The 16,555-nt window shown below is 54.4% G+C and carries 19 protein-coding genes; 18 read left to right on the forward strand and 1 reads right to left on the reverse strand.

From position 1 onward, the window contains the following. The 18 genes from fabD (at position 1) to AAH450_RS03200 (ending at position 15,929) form a co-directional block, all read left to right on the forward strand. Positions 1–924 (forward strand): ACP S-malonyltransferase, encoded by a 924-nt coding sequence (gene fabD, locus AAH450_RS03115; protein ID WP_342908866.1) that lies wholly within the window; start codon positions 1–3, stop codon positions 922–924. 19 nt (positions 925–943) lie between these two features. Continuing rightward, complete coding sequence (gene fabG, locus AAH450_RS03120; RefSeq protein WP_342908867.1) at positions 944–1,678, forward strand: 3-oxoacyl-ACP reductase FabG; 735 nt, start codon at positions 944–946, stop codon at positions 1,676–1,678. Between the two features lie 153 nt (positions 1,679–1,831). Further along, positions 1,832–2,068: an acyl carrier protein gene (acpP, locus tag AAH450_RS03125; RefSeq protein WP_004157115.1), complete on the forward strand. Its 237-nt coding sequence runs from the start codon at positions 1,832–1,834 to the stop codon at positions 2,066–2,068. Positions 2,069–2,162: 94 nt separating this feature from the next. Then, on the forward strand, positions 2,163–3,404 hold the full coding sequence (fabF, locus tag AAH450_RS03130) for a beta-ketoacyl-ACP synthase II (RefSeq protein WP_342908868.1): 1,242 nt from the start codon (positions 2,163–2,165) through the stop codon (positions 3,402–3,404). Between the two features lie 168 nt (positions 3,405–3,572). Beyond that, positions 3,573–4,373, forward strand: coding sequence for an aminodeoxychorismate lyase (gene pabC / locus AAH450_RS03135; protein ID WP_342908869.1), 801 nt, complete (start codon positions 3,573–3,575; stop codon positions 4,371–4,373). Positions 4,374–4,385: 12 nt separating this feature from the next. After that, on the forward strand, positions 4,386–5,405 hold the full coding sequence (yceG, locus tag AAH450_RS03140) for a cell division protein YceG (RefSeq protein ID WP_342908870.1): 1,020 nt from the start codon (positions 4,386–4,388) through the stop codon (positions 5,403–5,405). Then, complete coding sequence (tmk, locus tag AAH450_RS03145; protein ID WP_342908871.1) at positions 5,395–6,027, forward strand: dTMP kinase; 633 nt, start codon at positions 5,395–5,397, stop codon at positions 6,025–6,027. The genes yceG and tmk overlap by 11 nt, the downstream gene beginning before the upstream one ends. After that, entirely contained in the window at positions 6,024–7,019 is a 996-nt protein-coding gene (holB, locus tag AAH450_RS03150; RefSeq protein WP_342908872.1) for a DNA polymerase III subunit delta', read from the forward strand. Before tmk ends, holB begins: the two co-directional genes overlap by 4 nt. 18 nt (positions 7,020–7,037) lie before the next feature. Continuing rightward, the gene (locus AAH450_RS03155) at positions 7,038–7,832 is read left to right on the forward strand and encodes a metal-dependent hydrolase (RefSeq protein WP_318791479.1); all 795 of its coding nucleotides are present in this window, start codon (positions 7,038–7,040) and stop codon (positions 7,830–7,832) included. A gap of 271 nt (positions 7,833–8,103) precedes the next feature. After that, a complete protein-coding gene (gene ptsG, locus AAH450_RS03160; protein WP_342908873.1) occupies positions 8,104–9,537 on the forward strand; it encodes a PTS glucose transporter subunit IIBC in 1,434 nt (477 codons plus the stop codon). Positions 9,538–9,706: 169 nt separating this feature from the next. Continuing rightward, positions 9,707–10,057, forward strand: coding sequence for a purine nucleoside phosphoramidase (gene hinT, locus AAH450_RS03165; protein ID WP_318791477.1), 351 nt, complete (start codon positions 9,707–9,709; stop codon positions 10,055–10,057). Positions 10,058–10,085: 28 nt separating this feature from the next. Then, the gene (locus AAH450_RS03170) at positions 10,086–10,454 is read left to right on the forward strand and encodes a YcfL family putative periplasmic lipoprotein (protein WP_342908874.1); all 369 of its coding nucleotides are present in this window, start codon (positions 10,086–10,088) and stop codon (positions 10,452–10,454) included. A gap of 44 nt (positions 10,455–10,498) precedes the next feature. Beyond that, positions 10,499–11,062, forward strand: a complete 564-nt coding sequence (gene lpoB, locus AAH450_RS03175; RefSeq protein ID WP_463322705.1) for a penicillin-binding protein activator LpoB — start codon at positions 10,499–10,501, stop codon at positions 11,060–11,062. Further along, positions 11,046–11,969, forward strand: coding sequence for a phosphotransferase (locus AAH450_RS03180; RefSeq protein WP_342908876.1), 924 nt, complete (start codon positions 11,046–11,048; stop codon positions 11,967–11,969). Before lpoB ends, AAH450_RS03180 begins: the two co-directional genes overlap by 17 nt. Before the next feature lie 22 nt (positions 11,970–11,991). Further along, positions 11,992–13,002 carry a beta-N-acetylhexosaminidase gene (gene nagZ / locus AAH450_RS03185; protein ID WP_342908877.1) on the forward strand — a complete coding sequence of 337 codons (1,011 nt, stop codon included), beginning with the start codon at positions 11,992–11,994 and terminating at the stop codon, positions 13,000–13,002. 21 nt (positions 13,003–13,023) lie between these two features. Beyond that, positions 13,024–13,566 (forward strand): alpha/beta hydrolase YcfP, encoded by a 543-nt coding sequence (gene ycfP / locus AAH450_RS03190; protein WP_342908878.1) that lies wholly within the window; start codon positions 13,024–13,026, stop codon positions 13,564–13,566. A 220-nt stretch (positions 13,567–13,786) separates the two neighbouring features. Then, on the forward strand, positions 13,787–15,091 hold the full coding sequence (locus AAH450_RS03195) for an NAD(P)/FAD-dependent oxidoreductase (protein WP_342908879.1): 1,305 nt from the start codon (positions 13,787–13,789) through the stop codon (positions 15,089–15,091). Between the two features lie 298 nt (positions 15,092–15,389). Beyond that, positions 15,390–15,929 (forward strand): glycine zipper 2TM domain-containing protein, encoded by a 540-nt coding sequence (locus tag AAH450_RS03200; RefSeq protein WP_318791471.1) that lies wholly within the window; start codon positions 15,390–15,392, stop codon positions 15,927–15,929. Positions 15,930–16,022: 93 nt separating this feature from the next. Here the strand turns inward: AAH450_RS03200 and AAH450_RS03205 are convergent, their stop codons facing one another. Next, positions 16,023–16,553 (reverse strand): Hcp family type VI secretion system effector, encoded by a 531-nt coding sequence (locus AAH450_RS03205; RefSeq protein ID WP_342908880.1) that lies wholly within the window; start codon positions 16,551–16,553, stop codon positions 16,023–16,025. Positions 16,554–16,555 lie beyond the last annotated feature (2 nt).

Raw genomic sequence — 16,555 nt, forward strand, 5'->3', positions numbered from 1 at the left:
ATGACGCAATTTGCTATGGTTTTCCCGGGACAGGGATCGCAAACGGTAGGCATGCTGGCTGAACTGGCCGCAGAAAATCCCACCGTTGAACAAACTTTCCGTGAAGCTTCCACGGCTTTGGGCTATGACCTGTGGTCACTCGTCCAGCAGGGGCCTGCTGAAGAGTTGAACAAAACCTGGCAAACTCAGCCGGCACTTCTGGCCGCATCTGTTGCTATTTTCCGCGTTTGGCAGGAAAAAGGCGGTTCAAAGCCAGCAATGCTGGCGGGACACAGCCTGGGCGAGTATAGTGCGCTGGTTTGTGCAGGCGTGATCGATTTTCAACAGGCGATCAAACTTGTTGAATTGCGAGGCAAACTGATGCAGGAAGCGGTTCCGGAAGGCACCGGTGCCATGCAGGCTATTATTGGTCTGGATGATGCGGCTATTGCTAAAGCCTGTGAAGAGTCTGCACAGGGTCAGGTAGTATCACCTGTTAACTTTAACTCGCCTGGTCAGGTTGTTATTGCCGGAAATAAAGAAGCGGTAGAGCGTGCCGGTGCAGCCTGTAAAGCTGCCGGCGCAAAACGTGCTCTGCCGTTGCCTGTGAGCGTACCTTCTCACTGTGCATTGATGAAACCTGCCGCCGACAAACTGGCGGAGGCACTGGAAAAACTGACCTTCAACGCCCCGGAAATGCCGGTGGTTAACAACGTTGATGTGAAGTGCGAAACCTCGCCTGAGGCCATTCGTAGTGCGCTGGTGCGTCAGTTGTACAATCCGGTCCGTTGGACGGGCTGTGTAGAATTTATGGCGCAGGAAGGCGTAACGTCATTGCTGGAAGTTGGCCCTGGAAAAGTGCTGACCGGCCTGACGAAACGTATTGTTGACACCCTGACCGCGGCACCGGTGAACGATCCGGCCAGCCTGTCAGCGGCGCTTTAACAGTCAGACGAGGATGAACATGAGCTTTGAAGGAAAAATCGCACTGGTTACCGGTGCAAGTCGCGGCATTGGCCGCGCCATTGCAGAAACACTGGTAGCCCGTGGCGCAAAGGTGGTCGGTACAGCGACCAGCCAAAGTGGCGCAGATGCCATCACTGCCTATCTGGGCAGCAACGGCCGTGGCATGCTGCTGAATGTGACCGACAGCGCCTCTATCGACAGCGTGTTGGAAAATATTCGTGCTGAATTTGGCGAAGTGGACATTTTAGTCAATAATGCAGGCATTACACGTGATAATCTTCTGATGCGTATGAAGGAGGATGAGTGGCAGGATATCCTGGACACCAATCTGACTTCCGTATTCCGCCTGTCAAAAGCGGTAATGCGCGCTATGATGAAAAAACGCGTAGGCCGAATCATTACCATTGGCTCCGTTGTCGGAACGATGGGTAATGCGGGCCAGGCAAACTACGCGGCAGCAAAAGCGGGTTTGATCGGCTTCAGCAAGTCACTGGCGCGTGAAATCGCGTCACGTGGTATCACCGTTAACGTTGTGGCTCCCGGTTTCATTGAAACCGACATGACGCGTACGCTGACTGAAGAGCAGCGTGCGGGCATTCTGGCGGAAGTGCCAGCGGGTCGCCTTGGCGACGCGCAGGAAATCGCCAATGCCGTTGCATTTTTAGCTTCTGACGAGGCTGCGTACATCACTGGTGAGACGCTGCACGTCAATGGCGGAATGTATATGGTCTGATAATCACGAAACTATTTGCGTTATTTGCGGTAATGCCCGCAAAATAGCGTAAAATCGTGGTTGGACCAGCCGGGATTTAGTTGCATCTTTTTCAACATTTTATACACTACGAAAACCATCGCGAAAGCGAGTTTTGATAGGAAATTTAATAGTATGAGCACTATCGAAGAACGCGTTAAGAAAATCATTGGCGAGCAGCTTGGCGTTAAGCAGGAAGAAGTTGTTAATACTGCCTCTTTTGTAGAAGATCTGGGCGCTGATTCTCTTGATACCGTTGAGCTGGTAATGGCTCTGGAAGAAGAGTTTGATACCGAGATTCCGGACGAAGAAGCTGAGAAAATCACCACCGTTCAGGCTGCTATTGATTACATCAATGGTCACCAGGCGTAAGTGAGCCTCTCCAGGCGGTCATTCGACCGCCTGAGTTTTTTCTGAAAGTCCCACATAGTGTCATTGTCATTTTTTCCCTCCCTGGAGGACGAACGTGTCTAAGCGTCGTGTAGTTGTGACCGGTCTTGGCATGTTGTCTCCTGTCGGCAATACCGTAGAGTCTACCTGGAATGCTCTTGTTGCCGGTCAGAGTGGCATCAGCCCGATCGACCATTTTGATACTAGTGCCTACGCAACGCGTTTTGCTGGCTTAGTAAAGAATTTTAACTGTGAAGAATTTATCTCGCGCAAAGATCAGCGCAAGATGGATGCCTTCATTCAGTACGGCGTAGTTGCTGGCATTCAGGCCATGCAGGACTCCGGTCTCTCTATTACGGATGAGAATGCCGATCGTATTGGTGCTGCTATCGGCTCCGGTATCGGTGGTCTCGGTCTGATTGAAGAAAACCACGCCTCGCTGGTCAACGGCGGCCCGCGTAAAATCAGTCCTTTCTTCGTTCCCTCCACGATTGTAAACATGATAGCGGGTCACCTGACTATTATGTATGGCATGAAAGGTCCAAGCATCGCTATCTCTACTGCCTGTACTACCGGTGTGCATAACATTGGTCAGGCGGCGCGCATTATTGCTTATAATGATGCCGACGTGATGCTGGCAGGCGGTGCCGAAAAGGGCAGTACCCCACTGGGTATTGGCGGTTTTGGCGCAGCACGTGCCCTCTCAACCCGTAATGATAGCCCCCAGACGGCAAGCCGTCCCTGGGACCGGGATCGTGATGGCTTTGTGCTGGGCGATGGCGCAGGACTGGTGGTGCTGGAAGAGTACGAGCACGCCAAAAAACGTGGCGCAAAAATTTATGCCGAACTGGTTGGTTTTGGCATGAGCAGCGATGCTTACCACATGACCTCGCCGCCGGAAGATGGGGCAGGTGCTGCGCTGGCGATGAAAAACGCTCTGAAGGATGCGCAATTATCGCCAGAACAGATTGGTTATATCAACGCGCACGGCACCTCGACGCCAGCCGGTGATAAAGCCGAGACACGGGCGGTAAAGACCATCTTTGGCGCCAGTGCAAACAGCGTAATGGTCAGCTCAACCAAATCTATGACCGGTCACCTATTAGGCGCAGCGGGCGCAGTAGAGTCAATCTTCTCTATTCTTGCCCTGCGCGACCAGGTGATCCCGCCAACCATTAATCTGGATAACCCGGATGAAGGTTGCGATCTGGATTTTGTGCCGCACACTGCACGTCAGGTAAAAGGACTGGAGTATGCCCTGTGTAACTCCTTCGGCTTTGGTGGAACCAACGGTTCGTTGATTTTCCGCAAAATCTGATTGCTGCCTTAACCTTCTGAAGGCCCGCTTAGCGGGCCTTTTTTGTGGGATTTTTCGGCTGCTGCCGCACTTTTTCATCCCGGTACAATTCTCCGGAGACAAGCAGATGAATCTGCCGCGGCGTCAGGGTAATCTTTACCGCTGTGAAACGATCGCTCAGGGGAACATATGGTCTGGATAAACGGAGAGCCGCAGGAAAGGGTAGAAGCTCGCGATCGTGCGGTGCAGTTTGGTGACGGCTGCTTTACTACAGCCAGAATACTCCAGGGGAAAGTTGTCTCGCTAAAAGCGCATCTTTCACGGCTGAAGGCTGGTTGCGAACGGTTGATGATCCGCAACGTGGACTGGGATGCGCTGGCTGCTGAAATGCAGATCGCCGCCGCAACGCGATCGGAAGGGGTGCTGAAAGCGCTTGTATCAAGAGGAGCGGGCGGGCGCGGGTACAGCGCTCAGGGCTGTGCACAGCCCTCGCGGATGATTTTTCTCTCTGACTATCCGGCCCATTACCAGCGCCTTCAGCAGACGGGTGCCAGGCTGGCGCTGAGCAGCGTTAGGCTGGGGAAAAATCCGCTGCTGGCCGGGATCAAACATCTTAACCGGCTTGAGCAGGTACTGATCCGTACAGAGCTTGACCAGACCGCAGCCGACGAGGCGCTGGTGCTTGACAGTGACGGCAGCCTGGTGGAATGCTGTGCGGCAAATTTATTCTGGCGCAAGGGCGATCAGGTTTTTACGCCCGATCTCAGCCAGTGTGGCGTCAACGGCATTCAGCGGCAAAAGGTGATCCAACAGCTGCACAGCCTGGGGATGCCAGTGCACGAAGTCAGCCTGCCGGTAGAGACGCTGGCAGAGGCAGAAGAGGTGTTTATCACCAATGCGCTGATGCCGCTACTGCCGGTGAATCAGATCGATAGCTGGCATTATGCCTCGCGCACTATTTTTAACCTGCTACGCCTGCATGACGATTAACAGGGAAATTTCATGACTGTTGTAAAAAAAGTAGTAACCGGCATGGTCGTAATTGTTGTGGCCCTGCTGGCGTTCAGCTACTGGCAGATCCGCCAGTTCGCTGATTCATCGCTGACCATCAATAAAGAGACGATTTTCACGCTGCCGGCAGGTTCCGGGCGGGTGGTGTTGGAGGCTGAACTCAATCAGCAGCATATTGTGCCGCAAAAGCTCTGGTTTGGCTGGCTGCTGAAGCTGGAGCCGGAGCTGGCAAACTTCAAGGCGGGCACCTATCGCTTTTCTCAGGGTATGACGGTACGCCAGATGCTGGAGCTGCTGAGCAGTGGTAAAGAAGCACAGTTCCTGGTGCGTTTTGTCGAAGGCACCCGTATGCAGGAGTGGCTGGCTGAACTCCGTGCGGCTCCCTATATCAAACACACGCTGAAAGATGACAAGCTGGCAACGGTTGCTGCCGCGATGGATCTGCCTGAACAGGATGTGGAAGGGTGGTTCTACCCTGAAACCTATGCTTATACCGCCAATACCACCGATGTGGCGCTGCTTAAGCGTGCGCATGATCGTATGGTAAAGCTGGTGGAGGCGCAGTGGCAGGATAAAATTGACGGCCTTCCTTATAAAGATAAAAACGATTTAGTCACCATGGCCTCTATTATCGAAAAAGAGACGGCGGTGAGTGAGGAGCGCAGTAAAGTAGCCTCGGTCTTTATCAATCGTCTGCGCATTGGCATGCGTCTGCAAACCGATCCAACCGTTATCTATGGTATGGGGGAGAGCTACACAGGTTCGCTGACGCGTAAAGATCTGGAGACGCCAACGCCTTATAATACCTACACCATTTCCGGGATGCCGCCAGGACCGATTGCGATGCCCGGCAAGGCCTCTCTTGAAGCGGCCGCGCATCCGCTGAAAACGGATTACCTCTATTTTGTTGCTGACGGCAAAGGCGGACATACGTTCACCACCAATCTTGCCAGCCATAATCGTGCGGTTCAGGCGTGGCGTCTTGCCGTGAAGGAAAAAAATGGACAGTAAATTTATCGTTATTGAAGGCCTTGAAGGCGCAGGGAAAACCACGGCCCGTGAGGTTGTGGTGGAGACATTGCGCGAGCAGGGCATCAGCGACATTCTCTTCACACGTGAGCCGGGCGGCACGCCGCTGGCGGAAAAACTCCGCGATCTGATCAAACAGGGCGTTGAGGGCGAACAGGTGACCGATCGCGCAGAGCTGCTGATGCTCTACGCGGCGCGGGTTCAGCTGGTTGAGAATGTTATCAAGCCAGCTCTGGCCAGAGGTGCCTGGGTGGTGGGTGATCGTCACGATCTCTCTTCCCAGGCGTACCAGGGCGGCGGACGTGGCATGGATACTCAGCTGATGGCGCAGCTTAAGCAGAGCGTACTGGGTGATTTTGCACCAGATTTAACGCTCTATCTTGACGTGACGCCTGAGATTGGGTTGCAGCGGGCGAGAGCGCGGGGCGCGCTTGATCGTATTGAGCAGGAGTCGCTGAACTTTTTCACCCGCACCCGTGACCGCTATCAGGCGCTGGCGGCGGCCGATGCCAGTATCAGAACCGTCGATGCGACCCAGTCAATAGAGCAGGTTTCCGCTGCCATTCGCCAGACTCTGTTAGCCTGGTTCAGGGAACAGGCATGAACTGGTATCCCTGGCTGAACCAGCCTTACCGACAAATAATCAGCCAGCATCAGGCAGGGCGTGGTCATCATGCACTGCTGCTGCATTCACTGAGCGGTATGGGAGAGGCTTCGCTGGTCTGGGGGATCAGCCGCTGGCTGATGTGCCAACGGCGTGACGGTTTGAAAAGCTGTGGAGCCTGCCACGCCTGCCAGCTGATGCAGGCCAACACCCATCCAGACTGGTACAGACTGGAGGCGGAAAAGGGGAAAAGCGCGCTGGGGATTGATGCAGTGCGCAGCGTGACGGAGAAGCTCTACCACCATGCGCAGCAGGGCGGCGCAAAGGTAGTCTGGATCCCTGATGCGGCTCAACTGACCGAAGCGGCGGCCAATGCGCTGCTTAAAACGCTGGAAGAGCCGCCGAAAAATACCTGGTTTCTGCTTAACAGCCAGCAGCCTGCCCAGCTGCTGGCTACGCTACGCAGCCGCTGCTTTACCTTCCATCTTGCCCCGCCAGATGAGGCGCCAGGCCTGCAATGGCTGCTGAAGCAGCGCCCGATCACTGAGCAGGATGCGCTGACGGCCTTACGGCTCAGCGGCGGCGCACCCGCAGCGGCCCTGGACTTACTCAGTGAGAAGCGCTGGGCGGCCAGAGAAGCATTGTGTCAGGCGCTGCCTGAGGCGCTCCGGGGAGATATGTTAAGCTTGCTGCCCGTTCTGAACCACGATGATGCTGTCCAGCGCACCGGCTGGCTCTGTTCTCTACTGGTTGATGCACTGAAGTGGCAGCAGGGTGGAGGGCAGTTTATCGCTAATGTCGATCGGCAGGCGTTAATTGCTGAGCTGGCGATGCAGCTTCCTGCCAGCGCGCTGGATAAAAGCGTGCGGCAGTGGATGATTGCCCGTGACCGTTTGCTTAACGTGGTCGCCCTGAATCGTGAATTATTGTTGACTGACCAGCTGCTGGGCTGGGAGCAGATGCTCCATCCTGTAGCAGGCCGGTCTGACTAGCCTGAAAAGAGAGTATTTATGTTTTTAGTAGATTCGCATTGCCATCTGGATGGGCTGAATTATGAGACGCTGCATCAGGATGTCAGTGATGTGCTGGCGAAAGCGGCAGCCCGTGACGTAAAGTTTATGCTGGCCGTTGCCACCACGCTGCCCGGCTATAAAGCGATGACCACACTGATTGGCGATCGTCCCAACGTCGCTTACTCCTGCGGTGTGCATCCGCTGAATCAGGCAGAGCCTTATGACTTTGCTGAACTGCGCCAGCTTGCTGCTGATGAACGCGTTGTGGCGATGGGGGAAACCGGGCTGGATTACCATTATCAGCCTGAAACCCGCGCACAGCAGCAGCTCTCCTTTCGTGAACATATCCGTATCGGGCGCGACCTCAACAAGCCGGTCATTGTTCATACACGGGATGCCCGCGACGATACGCTGGCCATCCTGAAAGAAGAGAAGGTGGAAGGGTGCGGCGGCGTGCTGCACTGCTTCACGGAAGATCGTGAAACCGCAGAAAAGCTGCTGGATATGGGGTTCTATATCTCCTTCTCCGGGATTGTGACCTTCCGTAACGCGGAAACCATTCGCGAAGCGGCGCGCTATGTGCCGCTGGACAGAATGCTGGTTGAAACGGACTCCCCATACCTGGCACCTGTACCTTACCGTGGCAAAGAGAACCAGCCAGCCTATACGCGTGATGTGGCAGAGTATATGGCGGTTGTAAAAGGGGTCACTATCGAGCAGATGGCTGAAGCCACAACGCAAAACTTCTCGGATCTGTTTCACGTTCCGCTTTCCCGTCTCACCGATCGGTAACCATACCTGGCCTTTCAGGGCCTGAGCGGCCCCTCTCTCCGCATCGCCCTCTGGACGGTGCGGTTTTTTATGGCCTCTTACTGGCGCTTTTCCGCGCTATAAGCGGGCAAAACGCGCCAGGTTAAGGGAAACGTGATGCTTATCAAACATTAAATTAGCGATTTATTTTACTCTTCGTAATAAATAGCGAGCGCACACAGACGCTCACTTTAAAACGGGAACCTCCCTCCCGTTAATACGCGTAACACACCCTACTCAGGAGCTTCACATTATGTTTAAGAACGCTTTTGCTAACCTGCAAAAGGTTGGCAAATCGCTGATGCTGCCGGTATCTGTTCTGCCGATAGCCGGGATATTGTTAGGCGTTGGCTCGGCCAACTTTAGCTGGTTGCCTCTCGTGGTGTCCCACGTCATGGCAGAAGCGGGCGGCTCGGTCTTCGCCAATATGCCGCTGATTTTTGCCATTGGCGTAGCGTTGGGGTTTACCAATAACGATGGTGTCTCCGCCCTGGCTGCGGTCGTGGCTTACGGCATTATGGTGAAAACGATGGCGGTGGTCGCGCCGCTGGTTCTGCATCTGCCCGCCGCAGAGATTGAAGCCAAACATCTTGCCGATACCGGCGTGCTGGGTGGGATCATCGCGGGGTCGATTGCCGCCTGGATGTTCAACCGCTTTTACCGCATCAAATTGCCTGAATATCTGGGCTTCTTTGCCGGCAAACGCTTTGTTCCTATCATCTCTGGCTTTACCGCTATTTTCCTGGGCGTGGTGCTCTCCTTTATCTGGCCGCCCATTGGTACCGCCATTCAGGATTTCTCTCAGTGGGCAGCCTATCAGAACCCGGTAGTGGCGTTTGGCCTGTATGGTCTGATTGAACGTACGCTGGTGCCGTTCGGCCTGCATCATATCTGGAACGTTCCTTTCCAGATGCAGATTGGTGAGTTTACTAATGCAGCAGGTCAGGTCTTCCACGGCGACATCCCGCGTTATATGGCAGGCGATCCCACAGCAGGCAAATTGTCTGGTGGCTTCCTGTTTAAAATGTACGGTCTGCCCGCCGCAGCTATCGCTATCTGGCACTCTGCTAAGCCTGAAAACCGCGCTAAAGTGGGCGGCATTATGATCTCCGCCGCGCTGACCTCTTTCCTGACGGGCATCACCGAACCGATTGAGTTCTCATTTATGTTTGTGGCCCCGGTGCTCTATGGCATCCACATTCTGCTGGCTGGCCTGGCGTTCCCTATCTGTATCCTGTTGGGAATGCGTGACGGTACCAGCTTCTCTCATGGTCTGATCGACTTTGTGGTGCTGAGCGGCAACAGCAGCAACATCTGGCTGTTCCCGGTGGTTGGCGTTATTTACGGCCTGATCTACTACACCGTGTTCCGTCTGGTCATCACTAAATTCAACCTGAAAACGCCGGGCCGTGAAGAGACGACTGCCGAGCAAACCGTGGGCACCGCCAATGAGATGGCGGGTAACCTGGTGGCGGCGTTTGGCGGTAAAGAGAACATCACTAATCTGGATGCCTGCATCACTCGTCTGCGCGTCAGCGTGGCGGATGTGGCTAAGGTCGATCAGCTGGGCCTGAAAAAACTGGGCGCGGCTGGCGTGGTGATCGCTGGTTCCGGCGTTCAGGCTATTTTTGGTACTAAATCAGATAACCTTAAAACTGATATGGATGACTTTATCCGTAACAGCTAAGAGATCTGCCGCAGCAAAGGGGCGCGAAAGCGCCCCTTTTTTTATGCCAGTAAAGGGTAAATGGTGCAAAGGCAGACGATTAACGCAAGAAAAATCACGGGAAGGTTGAAAGAAAACAAATATCTCGCTCATACTGCGTGAACTCTCCTCATCGTTCAGGGATTTGCTCATGGTCGAAGAAACGATTTTCAGTAAAATTATCCGCCGCGAAATTCCGGCAGACATCGTCTATCAGGATGAGCTGGTAACAGCATTTCGTGATATCTCCCCCAAAGCGCCTACGCATATTCTGGTTGTGCCAAACATTCTTATTCCCACAGCCAATGATGCCGTACCGGGCCATGAAGCGGCGCTGGGCCGGATGATCACCATTGCGGCAAAAATTGCGAAACAGGAAGGGATTGCTGAGGATGGCTACCGTCTGATCATGAACTGCAATTCGCATGGCGGACAGGAGGTCTATCATATCCATCTGCATCTGCTGGGTGGCCGCCCTCTCGGGCCGATGCTGGCTAACTAATCGCTCTCTGATGCGGACACACTCTATTATGCGGGCAATGGTCACAGGCTTGACGTTACTGACACTCCTCAGCGGATGCAGCAGCGATCGCGCCACTATTAATACCTCACAGTCGCTGGTGATGGAGTCTTCCGTGCTCTCCGCCGGGATCACTACCGATGAGCCGGTGATCTCTGTGCATGAAGGGCAGCAGCGCGCTTCCGCTGTTCTCTATAACCAGCAGGTCACGCCGGTAACGGTGCATTATCGCTTCTACTGGTATGATGAAAAGGGCCTGGAAATCACCCCCTTTGAGCGTCCGCGAACGGCTACCGTGGCCGCAGACGGTAAAGTTGAAATATCATCGCAAACGGGTAACCTGACGGCCAGTAAAGTCAGGCTCTATCTGTATCTTTAGGAGATTATTGCGTGGAAAGGAACATAACAAAACTCTCTGGCGTGATGCTGCTGGCACTGGTTCTGAGTGGCTGTATCAGCCAGCAGCAGCAGCCTCAGCAACCCGCGCCAGTTGAACCCGTTCAGCCAACGCAGCCCGCGCCGCCGCCGGTTCAGCCGCCGCCGGTTGAAACTGTGCCCCAGCCACCCAAGTTCCAGTCGATTAACTGGGATGCCAGCGTAACGCCGCTGGTTGCGCAAATGCTGAAGGCAGAAGGCGTCACGCCAGGCAGCGTGCTGCTGGTGGATGGCATGAAAAACAGCACCAACGGCAGCCTACAGACCTCTAAAGCTACCGCGGCGCTGCATTCAGCGCTGGAGAATAATACCCAGTTTACGCTGGTCACGCCGCAGCAGCTCGCTACTGCCAAACAGACGCTGGGCCTCTCTGCCGAAGACAGCCTGGGTTCGCGTAGCAAAGCTGTCGGGCTGGCACGTTATGTTGGCGCGCAGTATGTGCTCTACAGCAACGCACAGGGTGACGTGAAATCTCCCGCCTTGCAGATGCAGCTGATGCTGGTGCAAACCGGGGAAATTATCTGGTCAGGCAACGGTGTCGTACAGCATTGATCCGGCGCTCGGCAGAGTCATTACCCAACAGTTTCCGGCGGCAAAGTCCGCCGGTTCTTTTTTTCCGCTCAGCGGCCTGACCGGGCAGACAGGCAAAGTTGTTATCGGAGAAAGAGTGCTGCTGGCGCGCCATCAGCATCCAGTAAACATTATTCCAGGTGTTGACCGCCGCCGTGAATACCATATTCTTCGTAAGCTGTCAGGCAGCGGGTTGGGGCCAGCAGTTTATGGTTTCGCTGACAGATGGTTACTGCTCGGCTGGCAGCCTGGTGAGGTGCTGAGTCCGCAACAGTTTCTGCAACAGCTGGATGCGCTGGTGCCGTTGATAGCCCGGTTGCACAGCCATTCGCTGAGCGGGTATCGCCTCTCTCTGCTGCGGCTGCTGGAGCAGTACTGGCTGCTAAGCCATCCGGCCAGACGACACTGCGGCTGGCTGCGCGCGCTGAGGCGATTGCAGCAGCAGGGGGAACCAAAACCCCTACGGCTGGCCCTGCTGCATATGGATATCCATGCGGGCAATGTTATCAGCAGCCAGCAGCTCAGCGGGCGGGAAGCGGCCGTTAAGAGCGACGAAACGCTGGCGGATAATGCATCAGAGACTTTCACCGGCAGCCAGACGCTGCGGCTGATCGACTGGGAGTATGCCAGTGACGGCGACGTGGCGCTGGAGCTGGCGGCAATCGTGGCGGGTAACGGGTTGCATGGGCAGCAGCAGGCTCAGCTGACGGCTGCTTACGCCGCCGCTCAGCGGCTCGACCCTGCGCTGCTGGCCCGCCAGATGCAACGCTGGCAGCCGTGGCTGAAGCTGTTGATGGCAAGCTGGTATGAACTGCGCTGGCAACAGACGCAGGAAGAGACGTTTTTCACGCTGGCAGCACAGGCCTGGCAGCAGCTGTTATCAGAGTAAGAGGTGAAGTGTGGGACCGGTAATGTTAGACGTGCTCGGCTACGAGCTGGATGCAGAAGAGCGTGAAATTTTACAGCATCCGCTGGTGGGAGGGCTGATCCTGTTCAGCCGCAATTATCATGACCCGCAGCAGCTTGCCGAACTGGTTCGCCAGATCCGGGCCGCTTCCCGTCATCGGCTGGTGGTGGCCGTCGATCAGGAAGGGGGGCGCGTTCAGCGCTTCCGCGAAGGATTTACACGCCTTCCCGCCATGCAGGCTTTTGCCGGGCTGAACAGTGAAGAAAAAGCGCTTGAGCTGGCACAGGAAGCGGGCTGGCTGATGGCGTCGGAAATGATAGCGCTGGATATCGACATCAGTTTTGCACCGGTGCTGGATATTGGCCACGGCAGTGCGGCGATTGGCGAACGTAGCTTCCATGAAGATCCGGTTATTGCGCTCAACATGGCCCGGCAGTTTATTCGCGGCATGCACAGCGCAGGTATGAAAACGACCGGTAAACATTTTCCCGGCCACGGGGCAGTGAGTGCAGATTCTCACAAAGAGACGCCGCGCGATCACCGCAGCGAGCAGGAAATCCGCCAGCACGATATGCAGATCTTCAAACAGCTGATAGAAGAACAGGCGCTGGATGCCATTATGCCCGCGCATGTTATCTATACTCAGATCGATCCGCGTCCTGCCAGCGGCTCTTCACACTGGCTGCAAACGGTACTGCGTGGCGAGCTGGGTTATGACGGCGTGATCTTCTCAGACGACCTCTCAATGGAGGGCGCTGCGATTATGGGCAGCTATGCTGAACGTGGACAAGCTTCTCTGGATGCGGGTTGCGACATGATTCTGGTGTGCAATAATCGCGCAGGAGCGGTCAGCGTGCTGGATAATCTGTCACCGATCAATGCTGAGCGCGTCAGCAGGTTGTATCATCGGGGAACATTTACGCGTCAGCAACTGCTGGCTTCGCCTCGCTGGAAAGAGGCGAGCCAGGCGCTCTCCAGGCTGCAAACGCGCTGGCTGGAGCAGGAAAACCGCTGACGACAACTCAGGAGGAAGGCGATGATCATCTATCTTCACGGCTTCGATTCCACCAGCCCGGGGAACCATGAAAAGGTTCTTCAGCTGCAATTTATCGACCCCGACGTTCGTTTACTCAGTTACAGCACGCTGCATCCCAAACATGACATGCAGTATTTGTTAAATGAGACCGATAAAATAGTGCGTAGCGGTGACGATGAGAGGCCACTGATTTGCGGCGTGGGACTGGGCGGTTTCTGGGCCGAGCGAATCGGTTTTCTGAGCGATATCCGCCAGGTGATGGTGAACCCGAACCTCTGGCCGCAGGAGAACATGGCGGGGAAAATCAACCGTCCGGAAGAGTACATCGATATCGCCACCAAATGCGTCAGCAATTTCCGTGAAAAGAACCGCGACCGCTGTCTGGTGCTCCTGTCGCGTAGCGATGAAGCGCTCGACAGCCAGCGTTCAGCGGAGGAGCTGCATAATTTCTATGAGATTATCTGGGATGAAGTGCAGAGCCACAAATTCAAAAACATCGCCCCGCATTTGCAACGGATAAAGGCGTTTAAAACCCTCGGTTGACCTGTAGCGGGGCCGTGACCAGCTTATGGTCCCGCACTTTGCCTGGTATTAATCTGAGTTTCTCTGGATAAAATTGACCTGTGTCAATTTTAAGAGATCTCATCTTCACGCCCGTGCTATCCTGCCTTCAGATAGCGAATAAACTCGCCAACCCTATGTTAACTAAGGATATTAATTTAACCTTTGGTTAACGATTGGTTCACATTTTTAAGGGGGTCAATTGACTACACCACTCAAGAGAATTGTTATTGTCGGCGGGGGGGCCGGTGGGCTGGAGCTTGCCACTCAGTTGGGTCACAAACTGGGGCGTAAGAAAAAGGCGGAAATAATCCTGGTAGACCGCAATCACAGCCACCTGTGGAAGCCGCTGCTGCATGAGGTGGCCACCGGCTCGCTGGATGAAGGCATTGACGGACTGAGCTACCTGGCGCATGCCCGAAATCATCATTTCCAGTTCCAGCTGGGCACGCTGACCACGATTGAGCGCGAGAGCAAACGTCTGCACCTGGCGGAAATCCGTGATGCGCAGGGCGAACTGCTGGTTCCGGAGCGCGAGCTGGCTTACGACACGCTGGTAATGGCCCTGGGCAGTACCTCCAACGACTTCGGTACGCCTGGCGTTAAAGACTACGCTATCTTCCTCGATAACCCGCACCAGGCGCGCCGTTTCCATAATGAGATGCTTAACCTGTTCCTGAAATTCTCTTCCAGTGAACGGGCTGAGGAAAAAGTGAATATCGCTATTGTGGGCGGCGGCGCTACAGGCGTGGAGCTTTCCGCAGAGTTACACAATGCGGTAAAACAGCTGCACAGTTATGGCTATAAAGGGCTGGATAACCAGGCGCTGAACGTTACGCTGGTGGAAGCTGGCGAGCGCATTTTGCCTGCGCTGCCGCCGCGCATCTCCACTGCCGCTCATCAGGAGCTTACCAAGCTGGGCGTACGGGTGCTGACGCAGACCATGGTCACCAGCGCAGATAAGCATGGCCTGCACACCAAATCTGGCGAATTTATTGCAGCGGATTTGATGGTCTGGGCTGCCGGGATCAAAGCGCCGGACTTTATGAAAGAGATTGGCGGTCTGGAAACTAACCGCATTAACCAGCTGGTGGTGAAGCCAACGCTACAGACTACGCTGGATGAGAATATTTATGCCATTGGCGACTGTGCTTCCTGCGCACTGCCATCAGGCGGTTTTGTGCCGCCACGAGCGCAGTCGGCTCACCAGATGGCTTCGCTGGTGCTGGATAACATCCTGGCGCAGATGAAAGGCAAAGAGCTGAAGAACTATGTCTATAAAGATCACGGTTCGCTGGTGTCGCTCTCCCGCTTCAGTACAGTAGGCAGCCTGATGGGGAATTTGATGCGTGGGTCAATGATGGTGGAAGGGCGCATTGCCCGTTTCGTCTATATTTCTCTCTACCGTATGCACCAGGTCGCCCTGCATGGCTACTTCAAAACTGGCCTGATGATGCTGGTAGGCAGTATTAACCGGGTGATCCGCCCGCGCCTGAAACTGCACTGATCGCACTTTTTGCCAAATAGTACCACTCAGTAAGTCAGTCCGGGGCTTATAGTAACGCCGTTACTATAAGCCTTTCTTCTTGCAAAGCTCCCCCAGCCGCCGTTCGGAACACTCTTAAAAGCTTTCTCTTATGGTAAGCGAGCCTCATTTCGTCCTGTTTTCTTATTGTCACAATTGGTCCTGATGCGCAAAATTTACCTCAAGACTACACGGCGCGTCGCGCACGTCGGGTAACTGCCTCTGCCAGGGAGCAGGCAGGAGGCAAAAATGCGCGGTAACAGTTTCAGGAGGATGTCCTGTGAATAAATCAATGTTGGCGGGTATTGGAATTGGCGTGGCGGCAGCCCTGGGTGTGGCTACTGTTGCTGGCATGAATGTTTTCGATCGTAGCCCGCAGTATGCGCAGGTTCTGTCGGCAACGCCTATTAAAGACACCATCAAAAATCCGCGTAAGGAATGTCGCAACGTCACGCTGACGCATCGTCGGGCCGTACAGGATGAACACCGTATTGCCGGTTCGGTACTGGGTGCTGTCGCCGGTGGCGTGCTGGGCCATCAGTTTGGCGGCGGTCGTGGCCGTGATGTGGCAACGGTGGCGGGTGCCGTCGCCGGTGGCTACGGCGGTAACCAGGTGCAGGGCGCAATGCAGGATCGTGATACCTACACCACGACCGAGCAGCGCTGCAAAACGGTTTATGACAAGCAGGAAAAAATGATGGGCTACGACGTTACCTATAAAATTGGTAACGAACAGGGCAAAATCCGTATGGATAACGATCCCGGTACGCGTATTCCGTTAGACAGCAATGGTCAGCTGGTGCTGAATGACCGCGCCTGATCCACTCCATGAGTGAATGCTGACAGATCGTATTCGTGCAAAACAATGCTGGTCACCTTAAGTGACCGGCATTAGCCGTACAGGCCCTCCTCTTTATTTATACTCTTTTGGTTTTTCTTCATCTTTCGGTTCCCTCCGCCAGGCATCATCATATTTTATGACCCCTGGAATATAGAACCACTCGATACTATTGTATCTCAGCCCAATAACCTCAAGCATATTAGGTGAACGAGAGCCTTGCACATAAGCATGCGAGAAGTCTGTCGAAATAATAACAACCCTTCCCATTGTTACTCGATAAACCTCAGTTTCAACTCCGGCATCCGTTGTTTCATAATATTTTATAACTGCCTGTTTGAATACTTTTCCAGTACAAACAGCATTATTGAGCATTGGGGAGTTTTTATCTAACTGTTTATGTAATATGTAAGAATGATGTTGACGAGCACCACTCAAACGTCCCGTTGCGCCATCAGCAGGTTGATATATACCATGCTGGCTACTCATAATTTCAATGCCACCCCGATGACCTTCTGATAACTCAATTTCTCCAGCGCCATTATTAGTGTTGCTAATTAACATTCCATTTTCATCATACAGAAACAGATATGCGGGCAATGACATCT

The organism is Erwinia magellanica (assembly GCF_039023495.1).
In the GTDB taxonomy this organism is placed as follows: domain Bacteria; phylum Pseudomonadota; class Gammaproteobacteria; order Enterobacterales; family Enterobacteriaceae; genus Erwinia.

What these genes read in the sequence shown, in the direction of transcription:
- tmk (WP_342908871.1), top strand. Translation starts at nt 5,395, where the DNA reads ATGGACAGTAAATTTATCGTTATTGAAGGCCTTGAAGGCGCAGGGAAA.
- hinT (WP_318791477.1), top strand. Translation starts at nt 9,707, where the DNA reads ATGGTCGAAGAAACGATTTTCAGTAAAATTATCCGCCGCGAAATTCCG.
- acpP (WP_004157115.1), top strand. Translation starts at nt 1,832, where the DNA reads ATGAGCACTATCGAAGAACGCGTTAAGAAAATCATTGGCGAGCAGCTT.
- ycfP (WP_342908878.1), top strand. Translation starts at nt 13,024, where the DNA reads ATGATCATCTATCTTCACGGCTTCGATTCCACCAGCCCGGGGAACCAT.
- nagZ (WP_342908877.1), top strand. Translation starts at nt 11,992, where the DNA reads ATGTTAGACGTGCTCGGCTACGAGCTGGATGCAGAAGAGCGTGAAATT.
- AAH450_RS03155 (WP_318791479.1), top strand. Translation starts at nt 7,038, where the DNA reads ATGTTTTTAGTAGATTCGCATTGCCATCTGGATGGGCTGAATTATGAG.
- AAH450_RS03205 (WP_342908880.1), bottom strand. Translation starts at nt 16,553, where the DNA reads ATGTCATTGCCCGCATATCTGTTTCTGTATGATGAAAATGGAATGTTA.
- pabC (WP_342908869.1), top strand. Translation starts at nt 3,573, where the DNA reads ATGGTCTGGATAAACGGAGAGCCGCAGGAAAGGGTAGAAGCTCGCGAT.
- lpoB (WP_463322705.1), top strand. Translation starts at nt 10,499, where the DNA reads ATGCTGCTGGCACTGGTTCTGAGTGGCTGTATCAGCCAGCAGCAGCAG.
- ptsG (WP_342908873.1), top strand. Translation starts at nt 8,104, where the DNA reads ATGTTTAAGAACGCTTTTGCTAACCTGCAAAAGGTTGGCAAATCGCTG.
- yceG (WP_342908870.1), top strand. Translation starts at nt 4,386, where the DNA reads ATGACTGTTGTAAAAAAAGTAGTAACCGGCATGGTCGTAATTGTTGTG.
- AAH450_RS03170 (WP_342908874.1), top strand. Translation starts at nt 10,086, where the DNA reads ATGCGGGCAATGGTCACAGGCTTGACGTTACTGACACTCCTCAGCGGA.
- fabD (WP_342908866.1), top strand. Translation starts at nt 1, where the DNA reads ATGACGCAATTTGCTATGGTTTTCCCGGGACAGGGATCGCAAACGGTA.
- holB (WP_342908872.1), top strand. Translation starts at nt 6,024, where the DNA reads ATGAACTGGTATCCCTGGCTGAACCAGCCTTACCGACAAATAATCAGC.
- fabG (WP_342908867.1), top strand. Translation starts at nt 944, where the DNA reads ATGAGCTTTGAAGGAAAAATCGCACTGGTTACCGGTGCAAGTCGCGGC.